Origin of the sequence: Methylobacterium dankookense, from assembly GCF_902141855.1 — a bacterium.
Taxonomy (GTDB): Bacteria; Pseudomonadota; Alphaproteobacteria; order Rhizobiales; family Beijerinckiaceae; genus Methylobacterium; species Methylobacterium dankookense.
Window position 1 is genome coordinate 82,969 of record NZ_CABFVH010000010.1, and the last position, 15,359, is coordinate 98,327.

The 15,359-nt window shown below is 69.3% G+C and carries 15 protein-coding genes; 8 read left to right on the forward strand and 7 right to left on the reverse strand.

Features of this window, described 5'->3' with window-relative positions; all coding sequences use genetic code 11:
• Nucleotides 1-38 precede the first annotated feature (38 nt).
• On the reverse strand, nt 39-2,150 hold the full coding sequence (locus MTDSW087_RS10705; RefSeq protein ID WP_144763623.1) for an ABC transporter ATP-binding protein/permease: 2,112 nt from the start codon (nt 2,148-2,150) through the stop codon (nt 39-41).
• 150 nt (nt 2,151-2,300) lie between these two features.
• A complete protein-coding gene (locus MTDSW087_RS10710) occupies nt 2,301-2,612 on the reverse strand; it encodes a hypothetical protein (RefSeq protein ID WP_144763625.1) in 312 nt (103 codons plus the stop codon).
• Between the two features lie 286 nt (nt 2,613-2,898).
• Between MTDSW087_RS10710 and MTDSW087_RS10715 the strand changes: the two genes are divergently transcribed.
• Nucleotides 2,899-3,531: a 2OG-Fe(II) oxygenase gene (locus MTDSW087_RS10715; protein WP_144763627.1), complete on the forward strand. Its 633-nt coding sequence runs from the start codon at nt 2,899-2,901 to the stop codon at nt 3,529-3,531.
• Between the two features lie 3 nt (nt 3,532-3,534).
• Entirely contained in the window at nt 3,535-4,269 is a 735-nt protein-coding gene (locus tag MTDSW087_RS30090; protein WP_186383801.1) for a peptidase inhibitor family I36 protein, read from the forward strand.
• 11 nt (nt 4,270-4,280) lie between these two features.
• On the opposite strand, the gene MTDSW087_RS10725 is transcribed toward MTDSW087_RS30090, so the two are convergent.
• The gene (locus MTDSW087_RS10725) at nt 4,281-5,198 is read right to left on the reverse strand and encodes a 3-hydroxyacyl-CoA dehydrogenase NAD-binding domain-containing protein (protein ID WP_144763629.1); all 918 of its coding nucleotides are present in this window, start codon (nt 5,196-5,198) and stop codon (nt 4,281-4,283) included.
• 127 nt (nt 5,199-5,325) lie between these two features.
• On the opposite strand from MTDSW087_RS10725, the gene MTDSW087_RS10730 reads away from it, so the two are divergent.
• From MTDSW087_RS10730 to MTDSW087_RS10750, 5 genes are all read left to right on the forward strand, one after another.
• Complete coding sequence (locus tag MTDSW087_RS10730; RefSeq protein WP_144763631.1) at nt 5,326-6,303, forward strand: ABC transporter substrate-binding protein; 978 nt, start codon at nt 5,326-5,328, stop codon at nt 6,301-6,303.
• Nucleotides 6,303-7,112, forward strand: a complete 810-nt coding sequence (locus tag MTDSW087_RS10735) for an ABC transporter permease (protein WP_144763633.1) — start codon at nt 6,303-6,305, stop codon at nt 7,110-7,112. The genes MTDSW087_RS10730 and MTDSW087_RS10735 overlap by 1 nt, the downstream gene beginning before the upstream one ends.
• 48 nt (nt 7,113-7,160) lie before the next feature.
• Nucleotides 7,161-7,955 (forward strand): ABC transporter ATP-binding protein, encoded by a 795-nt coding sequence (locus MTDSW087_RS10740; protein WP_144763635.1) that lies wholly within the window; start codon nt 7,161-7,163, stop codon nt 7,953-7,955.
• A gap of 86 nt (nt 7,956-8,041) precedes the next feature.
• Complete coding sequence (locus tag MTDSW087_RS10745; protein ID WP_142581861.1) at nt 8,042-8,695, forward strand: ABC transporter ATP-binding protein; 654 nt, start codon at nt 8,042-8,044, stop codon at nt 8,693-8,695.
• A gap of 119 nt (nt 8,696-8,814) precedes the next feature.
• Nucleotides 8,815-10,056 carry a KpsE/RkpR family capsule polysaccharide export protein gene (locus MTDSW087_RS10750; protein WP_144763637.1) on the forward strand — a complete coding sequence of 414 codons (1,242 nt, stop codon included), beginning with the start codon at nt 8,815-8,817 and terminating at the stop codon, nt 10,054-10,056.
• Nucleotides 10,057-10,078: 22 nt separating this feature from the next.
• Here the strand turns inward: MTDSW087_RS10750 and MTDSW087_RS10755 are convergent, their stop codons facing one another.
• Nucleotides 10,079-10,699 carry a general stress protein gene (locus MTDSW087_RS10755; RefSeq protein WP_144763639.1) on the reverse strand — a complete coding sequence of 207 codons (621 nt, stop codon included), beginning with the start codon at nt 10,697-10,699 and terminating at the stop codon, nt 10,079-10,081.
• Between the two features lie 50 nt (nt 10,700-10,749).
• Entirely contained in the window at nt 10,750-11,046 is a 297-nt protein-coding gene (locus MTDSW087_RS10760; protein WP_144763641.1) for a hypothetical protein, read from the reverse strand.
• A gap of 146 nt (nt 11,047-11,192) precedes the next feature.
• On the opposite strand from MTDSW087_RS10760, the gene flhA reads away from it, so the two are divergent.
• Nucleotides 11,193-13,334, forward strand: coding sequence for a flagellar biosynthesis protein FlhA (gene flhA / locus MTDSW087_RS10765; RefSeq protein WP_144763643.1), 2,142 nt, complete (start codon nt 11,193-11,195; stop codon nt 13,332-13,334).
• Nucleotides 13,335-13,714: 380 nt separating this feature from the next.
• Here the strand turns inward: flhA and MTDSW087_RS10770 are convergent, their stop codons facing one another.
• Entirely contained in the window at nt 13,715-14,770 is a 1,056-nt protein-coding gene (locus tag MTDSW087_RS10770; RefSeq protein WP_144763645.1) for a lysylphosphatidylglycerol synthase domain-containing protein, read from the reverse strand.
• Nucleotides 14,771-14,948: 178 nt separating this feature from the next.
• On the reverse strand, nt 14,949-15,356 hold the full coding sequence (gene fliJ, locus MTDSW087_RS10775) for a flagellar export protein FliJ (RefSeq protein WP_142581856.1): 408 nt from the start codon (nt 15,354-15,356) through the stop codon (nt 14,949-14,951).
• Between the last annotated feature and the right edge of the window lie 3 nt (nt 15,357-15,359).

Below are 15,359 nucleotides of genomic sequence, written 5' to 3' on the forward strand. Positions count from 1 at the left end.
CGCGCGGAACCCGCACGGGAGGCCGGGACCCCGCCGCCCTACTCCGCCGGGACGGCCGAGCGGACCTCGCGCGGCGCGAAAAGCCCCCCCTCCGGCTGCATGTCGACGCGCCGGTCGTGCAGGGCGTTGAGCGTCGAGCGGTGGCCGATCGAGACGATGGTGGTGCCGGGCAGGCGCTCGCGCAGCATCTTGTAGATCGCGGCCTCGCTCGGCTCGTCGAGCGCCGCGGTCGCCTCGTCGAGGAAGAGCCATTGCGGCTTGGCGAGCAGCGCCCGCGCGATGGCGAGGCGCTGCTGCTCGCCGCCCGACAGGCGGCGGTCCCAGCTGTCGACCTCGTCGAGCCGGTCGGCGAGCTGCGGGAGCTGGGCCGCGACCAGGGCCTCGCGGATCGCCTCGTCCGTGAACTGGTCGATGGTGCTCGGATAGACCACGGCGCCGCGGAGCGTGCCGAGCGGCAGGTAGGGCCGCTGCGGCAGGAGCAGGGCCGATTGCCCGGCCGGCACGTCGACCCGGCCCTTGCCGAAGGGCCAGATCCCGGCGATCGCCCGGAACAGGGTGGACTTGCCCGAGCCCGAGGGCCCGGTGAGCAGGGTGGCGCCCCCCGTCCGGAAGGCGAGGTCGTCGGCCTTCACGATCTCGCGCCCGTCTGGAAGGGCGAGCGTCAGGCCGCGGGCGGTGACCGGCCCGGTGGTGTCGTTGCCCTGGGCGAGGCCGTAGCCCGCGGCCGAGAGCGCCTCGGCCTTGGTCATCGCCCGCTTGAAGGAGCCGAGACGGATGGTGTTCGCCCGGTAGGAGGCGAGCGTGATGTAGCTCGTGACGAAGAAGTTCAGCGCGTTCTGGACGTTGCCGAAGGCGTCCGAGGTCTGCTGCAGCGTGCCCAGGGTGATCTTCTTCGAGAAGAAGGACGGGGCCGCGATGATGAGCGGGAAGACCGCGCTCGCCTGCCGGTAGCTGAAGGTGAAGGCGATCAGCTTGATGCGCCGGTAGATGATGTCGACGTAGTTGTCGATCACGGTGTGGAAGATCGTGGCCAGCCGCGAGGCCTCGGCGCGCTCGCCGCGCAGGAGCGCGATCTGCTCGGAATAGATGCGGTTGCGGGCCAGCGAGAAGCGGAAGTCCGCCTCGACCTGCTCCTGGCGGAAGTTGAGGCCGATCAGCGGCTTGCCGATGATGTGGGTGAGCCAGGTGCCGACCACCGCGTAGGCGATGACGAGCCAGACCAGGAAGCCCGGGATCACCGCGTCGGTGAAGGGCAGCACGAAGTCGCGCGACAGCGTCCACAGGATGACGATGAAGGAGACGAGCTGCGCGGCCTGGGAGAGCAGCCGGATCGACAGGCTCGCCGTCTGCTGGATGAAGGCGTTGACGTCCTGCTGGATACGCTGGTCGGGGTTGTCGGCCTGCTCGTCGATGAAGGGGATGCGGTAATGCGTGCCCTTGCCGAGCCAGCGCTCGTAGAGGCTGTGCGTCAGCCAGGTGCGCCAGCGGATGTGCAGCGAGGAATCGACGAAGAGGTCGATCATCCCGATCACGATGTTGAGCATCGCGAGCGGGATGAAGATCCACAGCACCTGATGCCAGAAAGCCTCCGCGTTGAGCTCCTGCAGGGTGTTGTAGAGGTCGCGGTAGAAGAAGTTGAACCGCAGCGTCAGCGCCACGTCGGCGAAGTTGACGAAGATCGACAGCGCCACGAGCCGCTGGCCGATCTGGCCCTCCGTGCGGCCGAACCAGCGGAACAGGCCGATCTCCTTGGTCGGCGCGTCGCGGTTGGCGAAGTACGGGTCGGCGATCAGGGTGATGTCGCGGATGGGCTTCCAGTAGGAGATCGCGAGCACGATGCCGGCGAAGACCACGGCGCCGGTCGCGGCGAAGGCGGGCGGCAGCAGCGCGCCGATGACGGCGGGCAGCAGGCCCATGGCGGCGGCGGTCTTGGCGCCCGCGAGCAGCAGGTAGCCGATGCCGTAGACCGAGACGAAGACCTTCAGATAGGCGGAGAGGTTCCCCGAGGCGACGAGGATGCCCGCCATGACGAAGCCGGCGAGCGAGACGTAGAGCGGGGGCGAGGGGATGCCCGGCACCGCCAGCAGCACCAGCGCGACGAGTGCGGTGAGCGCGGCCTGGAAGCCCAGACCGGTCCTGAGTGCGGCCACGCGCGTCTCTCCAATACTCCCGAGGCCGGGGGCTTGTTCAGCCCACGGCCGTCGTCAGCGCCAGTGACGGCGCGTCGTGGCGAGATAGTGGCATCGATGCCGCCCTGTCCCGTGAAACTTTCGCAAGGCGCGGGCGACCGATCGCCCCGCCTACCAGTTCCACTCCTCGAAGCCCGGCTCGCGGCAGCGGTAGCCGACCGGGCATTGCGGGTTGTCGCGGGTGGGCAGGAAGCGCAGCTCCGCGACCTCGGAGAAGTCGCAGAACGAGCGGTCGCGGACGAGGCGCTCCGTCGCGCCCCGGCCGGTGGGCAGGGTGACCTCGCCCTCGCGCTTCACCAGGGCCATCGCCTCGGCGCAGACCAGCCGCTGCGTCGCCGATGGCGGGACGGCGATGGGTCGTCCTTGCGCGAAGGAGGCACTGGCGGTGAGGCCGAGCAGAAGGGCGCTGACGAAGCGTCGCATCGGGGGAATGGCCAAGTGCCTCGGAACGCACGTGAACTCGGGATGGGGCCGTGCAGGCCGCAGCCCCGTGTCCCGCGATCAAGCATGGCAGTTTCCGCCGGCCCCGGGAAGGGCCTGGGTGTCACCCCGGCGCCCCAGCGCGGGAGAATTCGCCGTGGCGGCGCCGTAATCGGCTGATTTGGAATTCGCAGGCGCAGAGACCCGGTTAACATTTCGTTGAACACAGGCGGGATGGGACCGGCGCCGCTGCTTGACCTGCCCCCGCCGTGAGGACTGGTGTTCTGCGATGTCCGCTCTCTCGATTCTCGATCTCGATGCCGTCCGGGCCGCGCCCGTGAGCCGCGAGCCCTACGCCTTCACGCTCGGCACGAACGTGCTCAAGCCCGAGTCGATCGACGCGATCCGCGCCGACTTCCCCGACATCGCCAAGCCCGGCTACCTGACGGTGGACGAGGTCGCGCTCAAGGGCCGCTTCAAGGCGCTGATCGACGAGCTCGAGAGCGACGCCTTCTCGGCGATCCTCGGCGAGAAGTTCGGCATCGACCTCGTCGCGTGCCCGCGCCTTACGACAATCATGAAGCGGTCTCAGCTCAAGTACGGCTCGATCCACACGGACGGCCCGTCGAAGGTGCTCACTCTCCTCGTCTACATGAACGACGCCTGGTCCGCCCCGGCCGCCGGCCGGCTGCGGGTGCTCTACGACGGCAAGAACTACGAGCCCTTCGCCGTCGAGGTGCCGCCGACGATGGGGACGATGTTCGCGTTCCTGCGAGCGGACAATTCCTGGCATGGGCACGAGCCCTTCGAGGGCGAGCGCCGCGTGGTGCAGGTCGCTTGGCTGAAGGACGCCTCCGAGCTGGAGCGTAAGAAGAAGCGCAACCGCACGGCGCAGTTCCTCAAGGGCATCTTCGGACGCTGACAGATGAGCGGGGGAGCGGCCATGGCGGCGGGTCTCGATCCGGGACCGCTGGGGAAGGAGGCGGGTCAGGGCCGCGGCGGCCGGGCTTGGCGCGCCGTGCTGCTCGCGCTCGCGGCCGGCTGGGGCGCCTTCCTGGCCTACAGCGCGGTCTTCCTGACTGAGGATCCGCCCCTGCGCCACGCCGCCGTGGCAGACCGCGAGACCACGAGCGGGCTCGACTTCCCCGCCCCCGGCTCCGCCCCGCTGCAGACCGCCCGCCGCGTCGCCTACGGGCTCGACGAGCCGCGCCCCGACACCGCCCCCTCGGCCGATCCCCCGGCGACACACCCCGCCTCCGTGGCCCGGGCGACGGCAGCGGAGCCGCCGATCCAGCCCGGCAGGACGGGCGCCCTGCCCGAAGCGGTGGCGACGGCACCACCCACCGAGCGGATGGCGGCAGAGCGGCTGGACCATATCGGGGTTTGGGGACCGAACGCGGCGGCCTGCGGCGCCCGCCACCGCCGCCGCGGCTACTATCAGGCCATCATCACCCTCGAGCGGGCGAAGGCCGGCCGCACCGTCTGCACCTTCCACGACGGACGGCGCATCGGGAACGCCTGGGTCACGGCCGCGGAGTGCAGCGACCGCGGCCGCCACTGGTCCTCGCAGGTGCGGCTCGTCGTGGAGGGCGACCGTCTGACCTGGTCGAGCGCCCGGGGAACAGCCTCCTACATCCGCTGCGGCCGGCGCCCGGGCTGAGCCCGATGCTTTCAGGCCCCGGCCACCTCGGTCCGCGCCTTGAGCACGTCGATCAGCGCGCGATCGCGCCGCGCCTCCAACTCCGCCACGGTGCGACCGGCGGCCTCCGCCTCGACACCAGCAACGATCGCCGCCTTCACGTCCTCGGTGAGTCGCGGATCCCCGAGGCTCTCCCAGCGCCGCTCCTGGCTCGGCCCGAGATGGTCGAGATAGTGCCGGATGCCGCCGGCCCCGCCGCCGAGATGGTAGGTCATGTGCGGGCCCATCGCCGACCAGCGCAGGCCCGGCCCGTTGCAGAGCGCGGCGTCGATATCGGCCACGCTCGCCACGCCTTCCGCAACGAGATTCACCGCCTCCCGGTACAGGGCCGAGGCGAGGCGATTGGCGATGTGGCCCGGCATCTCCCGTCGCAGGATCACCGGCCGGCGTCCGAGCCGGGTATAGAAGGCGGCGGCCCGCTCCGCGGCGGTATCGCTGCCCGCCACGATCTCGACGAGCGGCACGAGATGGGGCGGGTTGAAGGGATGGGCGACGAGCACGCGCTCGGGCCGGGCGCAATCGGCGACGATCCGGCTGCGCAGCATCGCCGAGGTGCTCGATGCGACCAGGATGTCGGCCGGCAGGCAGGCGTCGATCCGGGCGAGCAGGCCGCGCTTGAGCCCCTCCTCCTCGGGCGCGTTCTCCTGCACGAAGCCGGCGCCCGTGACCGCCGCCTCGAGGTCGTCATGGGTGGCGAGCCGGCCAGCGCCCGTCAGGCCGAGTTCGGCGAGTTGGCCCAGCGCGAGGTCGACCGAAACCCGCAGACGGTCGGCGAAGCCGGGTGCCGGATCCCAGGCGGAAACGTCGATTCCGTGCGCCAGGAACAGGGCCGCCCAACTCGCACCGACCGTGCCGCATCCGACCACGGCGACGGCGCCGATCTCATCCATTTCAGAACTCCGGACTCTTCCACCGCACGCGCTTTACATCCGGTGCCGCCGCTGCATTAGTCAACGCGCGATGCTCTCGTTTTCGTGAGATCGAGCGGGCGACAAGACCCGCGACCGGAGGATGCCCATGCTCAAGCGCGCTCTCGCCTGCGCCGCCCTGTTCGCCCTCGCCGCGACCGTCCCCGCCCGTGCGCAGGACGTGGTCCGGCTCGGCAATCTCAAGTTCGCCCATTACGGCGCGATCTCCTACATGAAGGAAATCGCGCCCAAATTCGGCCTGAAGATCGACGAGCGGCAATTCGCCAAGGGCGCCGACATCTACCCGGCCATGGCGGTCGACCAGATCGACATCGCGGCCTCGGGCGGCGATGGCGCCGTGGCCGCGCGGGGGAACGGCGTGAAGCTCCTCGTGGTGGCGGGCTTCGCCAATGGCGGCGTGCGCATCCTCAAGCGACCGGACCTGCCGGCCAAGACCGCGGCCGACCTGAAGGGCCTCAAGGTCGCCACCGTCCGCGGCGGAACCCAGGACCTGATGCTGCTGGCCGAGCTCGACAAGCACGGCATGACCTGGTCCGAGCGGCCCGGCAAGGACGTGCAGCTGACCTATTTCAACAACTACGCCGACCTGAACCAGGCGCTCGCGCAGAAATACGTCGACGTGATCTGCCAGAGCGAGCCGCAATCGACGCAGGCGATCAGCGCCGGCTGGGGCGTGGAGTTGGTTAAGCCCTACGACACGCCGATCGGCATCCCCTACCGCCCGCTGGTGATGACCGAGAAGATGTACAACGAGAAGCCGGAGGTGGCGGCCAAGGTCCTCAAGCTGTTCGTCGCCGCCACCAAGGCCTTCATCGACGACCCGGCTCTGGCCGAGAAATACGTGCGCGAGCAGGTCTTCAAGGGCCAGCTCTCGAGCCAGGATTTCCGCGACGGCATGGCCAACGCGAGCTATACCTACGACATGCCGGCCGGGCATATGCAGACCACTTCCGACTACATGGTCAAGTATGGGCTCGGCAAAATGGTCAGCCCGCCCAAGAGCGACGCCGAATGGGTCAAGACCGATCTCCTGGATAAGGCCAAGGCCGAGCTGAAGACCAACTGATGCGCGCGTCCTCGCTCCGCGGCGCCATCGTCCCGGTCGGCCTGCTCGTCCTCTGGGAGATCCTAAGCCGCGTCGGCGTGTTCTCGCCGATCGTGCTGCCGCCGCCCACGGCGGTGGCGGCCAAATGGTTCTCCGGCCTGCTGCCGGGCCTGCCCTACGACCCCGATACGCAGAGCTATCTCGGCTGGCTCTTCTCCGGCGAGATGCCGCACGACATGGTGTCGAGCCTGTCGCGCGTGGTCAGCGGCTTCGTGATCGGGGCCGGCCTCGCGGTGCCGGTCGGCCTGGTGCTCGGCACCAACGACCGGCTCTACGACCTGTTCAACCCGCTGCTGCAGGTGCTGCGCCCGATCCCGCCGATCGCCTATATCCCGCTCGCTATCGTCTGGTTCGGCCTCGGCAACCCGCCGGCCCTGTTCCTGATCGCGCTCGGTACCTTCTTCCCCGTCCTCGTCAACACCATCGCCGGGGTGCGGCAGGTCGATTCGATCTATATCCGCGCGGCGCGCAACCTCGGCGCGGGCTCGTGGACGATGTTCCGCCGCGTGATCCTGCCGGCGGCGAGCCCCTTCGTGCTCGCCGGCATGCGCATCGGCATCGGCACCGCCTTCATCGTCGTGATCGTCGCCGAGATGATCGCGGTCTCGGACGGGCTCGGCTACCGCATCCTCGAGGCGCGGGAATACATGTGGTCCGACAAGATCATCGGCGGCATGCTCACCATCGGCGTGCTCGGCCTGATCATCGACGGGGCGATGAGCCGCCTCAACGACCACCTGCTGCGCTGGCACCGCGGCCTGGAGCGGTAGGACCCGCTTCCTCCTCATCCCATCGGTCAGCGCGAGACGGAATACGGCATGTCGGCAGAGATCATGGTCGCGGATGCCAGCAAGGTGTTTGGCAGCGGCGATGCCGGCGTCGCGGCCCTGCAGGACGTTACCGCGACGGTGCCGGAGGGGCAGTTCCTCTGCCTGCTCGGCCCCTCGGGCTGCGGCAAGTCGACCCTCCTCAACGCGATCGCCGGCTTCACGCCGCTGACCGCCGGCCACATCACCATTGGCGGCACGCCGGTATCCGGGCCGGGGCCCGACCGCGGCATGGTCTTCCAGGAATACGCGCTGTTCCCCTGGATGAGCGTCGAGGACAACGTCCGCTTCGGCCTCGACATCAAGGGCGTGCCGCGCGCCGAGGCCGGAGTGACGGTCGACCGGATCACCGCGACCCTCGGCCTGTCGGATTTCCGCAAGCGCTTCCCGAAGGACCTCTCCGGCGGCATGCGCCAGCGCGTGGCCATCGCCCGCATCCTGGCCCTCGACCCGCCGGTGATGCTGATGGACGAGCCCTTCGGCGCCCTCGACGCGCTGACGCGGCGCACCCTGCAGGACGAGCTGCTGCGGATCTGGGCCGAGTACCGCAAGACGGTGATCTTCGTCACCCACTCCATCGAGGAGGCGATCTACCTCGCCGATCGGATCCTGGTGATGACCTACCGCCCGGGCCGGCTGAAGCGCGACGTGATGGTGGACATGCCGCGCCCGCGCGACACCGCCTCGGCCGAGTTCAACGCGATCAAGCGGGAGCTCGCAGGCCTCGTGATGGCCGAACAGCAGCGCTTCACCGATGCCGAGCTGCACGCGCCCGCCGTCGACTGATCTCAGATTCGCCGCTTTCGCCGACGAGTCAGGCGGGACGAACGCTCTTCCGGCGCGGATACGGCCGCGCATCGCAGGACGGCCCGGTGATCCGCTTCGACGACGTCACGAAGGTATACAGGACGGACGGCCATCGCCGCACCATCCTGGAGCGGGTCTCGTTCACCCTCAAGCCGGGCGTCAGCTACGGGATCCTCGGCATCAACGGCGCCGGCAAGTCCACGACCATGCGCCTCATCGGCGGGGTCGAGGCGCCGACGAAGGGCGAGATCCATCGGGGCCTGCGCGTTTCCTGGCCCCTCGGCTTCGCGGGCGGGTTCCACCCGCAGATGACAGGGCGCGATAACGTCATCTTCGTCGCGCGCATCTACGGCGAGGATCCGCGGCGCGTCCTCGACTTCGTCGAGGATTTCGCCGAGCTCGGCAGCTATCTCGACGTGCCGATCCGGACCTATTCCTCCGGCATGGGCGCGCGTCTCGCCTTTGGGATGAGCATGGCGATCCCATTCGACTGCTACCTGATCGACGAGGTGACCTCGGTGGGCGATGCGCGCTTCCAGAAGCGCTGCAACGAGGTCTTCTCCAGCCGCCGCAAGCATGCCGACGTGATCATGGTCTCGCACTCGATGGAGGTCATCCGCGAGTGGTGCCAGCAGGGCATCGTCCTCCTCAACGGCCGGGCGATCGTCTATGAGGACGTGAACGACGCGATCGAGCTCTACCGGCGCCTGAACGCCTGACCGCCCTCCCCCGGTCGGTGCCGCGGCGGACATGGTTTCGCCGCGGGTGCGTGCGAGTGGACGTGCCAGAGGGATCGATCGCCATGGCCCGGCGGCCGGCAGGGGAAGCGAACAACCCGATGAACGTCGAGATCCGCAATCCGCAGGGTCAGCCGCTCAGCACAGCGGACAAGTCGCAGGCGGTCGCCGAATCGCTGCGGCAGATCGCGCGGCTGTCGCGCTTCGCCGACCGGAAGAAGGGCATCCGGTCCTACCAGAGCCACGTCAAGCGCGATCCCTGGCTGCCCGTCCTCTTCGTGCTCTGCTTCGTGCTGCCGACCCTATGCGGCGCCGTCTATTACGGGCTCATCGCCTCGGACCGCTACGTGACCGAGACGCATTTCGCGATCCGCCCGGCGCTCGGCGGCGCCGAGAAGGCCGCCCCGGACAAGGTCGGCACCAATCTCGGCGTGCCCAAGGAGCTGATCGCGCAGGACACGCTGATCACCTACGAATACGTCATGAGCCGCGCGATGCTGGAGGTCCTGGAGAAGGACCTGCCGCTGCGCGAGTGGTTCAGCCGCGACAGCATCGACTACCTGTCCCGCCTCGATCCGGAGAAGCCGATCGAGAAGTTCGTGAAGTACTGGCGCCACCGCGTCTCGATCGACGTCGAGTCCGGTTCGGGCATCATGACGCTCGCCGTTAACGCCTTCGACCCGCAGGAATCGCTCACCATCACCAAGGCCGTCGTCAAGGAGGCGGAGCGCATGGTGAACGAGCTCAGCATGAGGGCCCGCAACGACGCGGTGGCGGAGAGCAACCGCGAGCTGAAGCTGGCCGAGGAGCGCATGACCCGGATCCGCTTCGCGGTGCGCGACCTGCGCAACCGCGACGGCGTCCTCGACGCGCAGAAGACGAACGAGGCGAACCTCAAGACGATCGGCGAGCTGCGCACGGCCCGCATCAATCTCGCCGTGCAGCTCACCGTCGCGCAGCGCGATCTCGGACCGAACTCCAACCGGATCGTCGAGCTGAAGACGCAGATCAAGGATCTCGACGAGAACATCGCCCGGCTCGAGCGACAGGCCGCGAGCGTGGATCCCGAGCAGAAGCGCCTGCTCTCGGACGCGATGACCCGGTTCGAAGGCTTCGACAACGAGCGCAAGGACGCCGAGAAGTACTACGCGGCGGTGCTCGCCGCGAACGAGCGGGCGCGCATCATCGCTGCGCGCCAGATCGAGTTCTTCAGCATGATCGTGCCGCCGGTACTCGCCCAATCGGCCGTGCAGCCGCGGCGCGTCCTGATGATCAGCCTGATCACCGCAGGCGCCGCGATCCTGTTCGCCGGCGCGATGTTCGCCCGCAAGCAGGTCGCCTGAGCCGCCCGCCGGCCTCCCGCTCTCAGCGGGTGGCCGAGCCGGGCCCGGCGAGGTCGGTCGTCGGAGCCGCGCCGGCCTCGGCGGTGCCGCCGGTCCAGCCTTGCGCCCGCCAGCCCTCGGCGCGCTCGTCGAGATCGATCGAGCCGTGCTTGTCGAGGATCGCGAGCGCCCGGTCGGCCATGTCGTCGCCGACCCGCGCGGTGACCAGCGTCCCGCCCCGGCGCACGCCCTCGGCATAGGTCGCGGCCTCGTGCTCGCTGAGCCCGGCGCCGGTGAGGCCGCCGATCAGGCCGCCGGCCGCCGCACCGACGCCCGCCCCCGTCACCGCGGCCACGAGCCAGCCCGCCGCCACGACGGGGCCGAGGCCCGGTATGGCGAGGAGTCCGAGGCCGGCGAGCAGTCCCGCGCCGCCGCCGAGCACGGTGCCGAGGGTCGCCCCCGTCCCGGCCCCGTCGGCCGCGTCCGATTCCGTGGCCCGCGCCGACCCGTCCCGCGGCGCGACGCGGCCGGCGATGCGGCTCTCCGGATCGCTCGCGACGATGCTGATGTCGGCGTGGGGGATGCCCTCGGCCTCCAGCTTGTCGACCGCGCGGGCGGCCGCGTCGTAATCGTCGAACAGGGCGGTGACGGCGCGTGTGGCCATGGATCGTCTCCTGCTGTGCGCTGGGTCTCGCGGAGGGCGCGGACGCTCCGTCAGCGCGCCGCGACGTTCCCGCGGTAATCCATCCCGATCCGGACGTCCTTGCCGGCATGGGTGGCGATGCCCTCCCAGATGCCCTGATCGGTCTTCTTCAGGTCGCGGATCTCGCCGAAGCCCATGCGGCCGAAGCGCTCGCGCACCTGCGCCTCGGTGAAGCTGTTGGCGCCGGGCTCCAGCGGCTCGCCCATCATGCCCTGGCCGGCCGGGCGGCCCGCCTCGCCGGGCGCCTGGGCCGAGGCGGCACCCGCGGCGAGAGCCAGGAGAGCGAAAGTGATGGTGAGGGCGCGCATCGGTGGGTCCTCGGCGGTGTCCGTGCCCGTTCAAGCCCCGGAGCTGCCCGGGGTTCCGGCCGGTGCCGGGCCGGCGGTTAACGGGGCGCTAACCATCCGCCCGGCAATTCTTGCCGGGTCTGCCGGTCGCGGACGGGAGCGCGGGCATGAGCGAGACGGCCTCTGTGCCGGGACGGACGGGCGGCATCGCGGGGGCGCTGAACGGCTTGGCGCTGCCGAGCCGCGGCGATCTCCGGGCGCTGTCGCGCCGGTCCGATCTCGTCTTCGCGACGGCGGTGATGGGCATCCTGGCGGTGCTGATCTTCCCGCTGCCCGCGGTCCTGCTCGACCTGCTGCTCGCGGTGTCGATCATCATATCCGTGCTGATCATGATGACAGGGCTGTTCATCGACAACCCGCTCGAATTCACCGTCTTCCCGACGTTGCTGCTCATCGCGACCATGCTGCGGCTCGCGCTAAACCTCGCCTCCACGCGCCTCATCCTCGGCCATGGCCACGAGGGCACGGCGGCCGCCGGCCACGTCATCGAGGCGTTCGGCAACTTCGTGATGGGGGGCAACTTCGTCATCGGGATCATCGTCTTCGCGATCCTGATCATCGTGAACTTCGTCGTCATCACGAAGGGATCGGGCCGTATCGCGGAAGTGGCGGCCCGCTTCACCCTCGACGCGATGCCGGGCAAGCAGATGGCGATCGACGCCGACCTCTCGGCGGGGCTGATCGACGAGAAGGCCGCCAAGGCGCGGCGCGCGGCGCTGGAGGAGGAATCGGCCTTCTTCGGCGCCATGGACGGCGCCTCGAAATTCGTGCGCGGCGACGCCGTGGCGGCGCTCCTCATCACCTTCATCAACGTGGTGGGCGGTATCATCATCGGCGTGGCGCAACAGGGCATGCCCTTCGGCGCGGCGGCCAAGAGCTACACGCTGCTGACCATCGGCGACGGGCTGGCGAGCCAGGTGCCGGCGCTGATCGTCTCGACGGCGGCCGGCATCCTGGTCTCGAAGGCGGGCGTGCGGGGCTCGGCCGACAAGGCGCTCGGCAAACAGCTCGCCCATTACCCGAAGGCCCTCGGCATGTCGGCGGGCGTGATGGTGCTGATCGCGCTCCTGCCCGGGATGCCGATGCTGCCCTTCCTGCTCCTCGCCGGCGGATCGGGCTACGCCGCCTGGCGCATCGCCAAGACCGCGAAGGAGGCGCCGCCCCTCGACGCCGACGGCAAGCCCGCCGATCCGGCAGCGATCGCCGCGGCCAAGGAGGAGACCGTCACGGAGCTGCTCAAGCTCGACGACCTCAAGCTCGAGATGGGCTACGCCCTGCTCGCCCTCGTCAACGGCGAGGCCGGCGACCGGCTCACCGACCAGATCAAGGCGCTGCGCCGCCAGCTCGCGGCGGAGCTCGGCTTCGTGATGCCCTCGGTGCGCATCCTCGACAACGTGCAGCTCGACGCCAACGCCTACGTGGTGCGGGTGAAGGAGATCGAGGCCGGCACGGGCCGGATCTTCCCCGGCCAGTTCATGGCGATGGACCCGATGGGCGGCCAAGTGCAGCTCCCCGGCCAGCACATGCTGGAGCCGACCTTCGGCCTGCCCGCGACCTGGATCGATGCGGGCCTGCGCGACCAGGCCCAGCTCAAGGGCTACACCGTGGTCGACGCGGCGACCGTGGTCTCGACGCACCTCACCGAGATCATCAAGGCGCATGTCTCGGAGCTTCTCAACCATGTCGAGGTGCAGAAGCTGCTGCGCGAGTTGCCGAAGGAGCACGGCGACCTGCTCAAGGAGGTGGTGCCGAGCCAGATCTCGACCACGGGCGTGCAGCGCGTGCTGCAGTTCCTGCTCTCCGAGCGGGTCTCGATCCGCGACCTCGGCGCCATCGTGGAGGGCATCGCGGAGGTGGCGGGGGCGGTGAAGAACCCGCGCGACATCGTCGAGCACGTGCGCGCCCGCCTCGGCCGCCAGATCTGCGCGCAGTACCAGGGCCCGGACGGCACCCTGCCGATCATCACCCTGTCGCCGGCCTGGGAGCAGGCCTTCATCGAGGCGATCGTCGGCGAGCGCGAGGAGCGCTACCTCGCGATGCAGCCCTCGAAGCTGACGGAGTTCGTCAACACGGTGCGCGACCGGTTCGAGGCGGCGGCGCGCCTCGGCGAGATGCCGGTGCTCGTGACCTCGGCCCAGTCGCGGCCCTTCGTGCGCTCGATCATCGAGCGCTTCCGCCGCGAGACCCCGGTGATGAGCCAGGCGGAGATCCATCCGCGGGCGCGGCTGCGGACGGTGGGATCGATCTGAGGGGCTGTTCGAGCGGATCGAGCGGGTTGCTAGAGTATTTTCCATGATCCTTGGATCATGGAAAATACTCTAGCACATTGATTGTGCCGCGTTTTCTTTCGCGGAACCGGCAACCACTTCCGCGGAAAATGCTCTAACCTCCACTTATCCCCTCCTCGACCTCATCCTGAGGCGCCGCAGCGAAGTGGAGGCCTCGGAGGCCTCCTTCGAGGCCCGCTGCGCGGGCACCTCAGGATGAGGTGGTTTGGTTTGGTAAGGTAGGACGAGCTGAATCTTCGCGAAGATCGGCCGAAGAGGCCCGGACGGATCACAGGAACCGGCAGAAACAAAGAAGGCCACCCGCAGGGTGGCCTTCATCGATGTCGCGGCTTGGGCGGTTCTCAGACCGCCGTCTCCTTGAGCTTGTGCTCGATCTCGTGGGCGTCGAGGCCGGGCGCGGTGACCGGAGCCTCGGGCACCGCCTTCGAATCGGTCTTGCCGACCGCGGCCGCGAGGCGGGAGCGCTCGAACATCAGCACGATCACGATCGAGGCCAGCAGCGGCAGCCAGAGGTAGAAGACGCGGAAGATGATCACCGCGGCGATGACGGCGTCCTTCTGCGTCTCGTCGGTGATCTGCATGGCGGTGATGAACACCAGCTCGAACACGCCGAGGCCGCCGGGGGCGTGCGAGGCGAGCGCCAGCGAGAACGAGGCGAGGAAGATCGCCAGCACCGTCACGAAGTGGACGTTCATCTCGACGGGCAGCGCGAAGTAGATGATGCCGGCGGCGCCGAGCAGCTCCAGCGGCGCGGCGAGCAGCTGGCGGCCCATGATGCCGGGACGCGGATATTCGAGCTTGAACGAGCGGATGTGCAGCGGCGGCAGGTGCAGGATCGAGCCGACCACGTAGAGCGCGACGAAGGCGAGGAGCGCGAAGCCGACCACGAGCGCGGTCTTCGGATCAGTGAAGACGGCGGGGAGCTTGCCCTCGAGGCGGGTGAGCAGGTTCGGGTCGATCACCAGCGTGGCGCCGCCGAGCAGCACCGTGCCGAGGAAGAAGGTGAAGGAGCAGAGCGCCACCAGCACCGCGACCTGGGCCGCCGAGAGCCCCTTGGCCGTGTAGGCCCGGTAGCGCACCAGCGCGCCCGAGAAGACCGAGGCGCCGATATTGTGCGACAGCGCGTAGGTGGTGAAGGAGCAGAGCGAGACGAACAGCCACGAGATGTGGCGCACGCCGAGATGCAGGAGCGCGATCCGGTCGTACCAGGCGAGCGCGGCGTAGGCGACGAGGGTCGAGACCAGCGCGAGCAGGATCCGGTGCGGCGGGATCGCCAGGATCGCCCCCCAGATCGCCGACAGCGAGGTGGTCTTCAACTCCTGATAGAGAAAATATCCGGACACGACGACCGCCGCGAGGCCGACGAGCGGCCAGATGAACTCGCTGATCTTCTTCATGGCACCTGCCCTTCGGGCGACCCTGATGCGCCAGGAAGCGGCGCGCCGCAAGCGCGACCGAGGTGTCCCGCGCGGCGCGTGATGTCAGCCGATCATGACCGTTTCATGCCAATGCCCGACTCGATGCCCGGCCGGCGGCCTCACGAGGCGCCGTTCCGGCCGTCGGCGGGCACGTCTTTCAGGCCCGGGCGCGGGCGAGGCCGATCCCGTCCATCGCCGCCTGCTCGCGGGCGGCCTCCGCGGCGCGCTCGGCCGAGCGCTCGCGGTCGTCCAGGATCTCGACCTTCTTCAGGTCCTCGAAGGCCTCGCCGAGCTCGGCCTTCGCCTCGGCGAGCTGGTCCTCCAGCGCGGCAGCCGACTGGCGCATGTTGTCCCGCCGCGTCGCCGCGGCGCGGGCATAGGTCGGATAGGCGAAATGCGCCGTGTCGGTGATGCCGGCACGGGATTCCTCCTGCGCGATCTCCCGATCGAGCTCGGCCGCCATCCGCAGGAAGTCGGCCATCATCATCTCGATCTGGGTCACGCGACGGCGCTTCTCGTCGACCTGGAAGCGGCGCAGACGGATCAGCGTGTCACGCGATTTCATGGG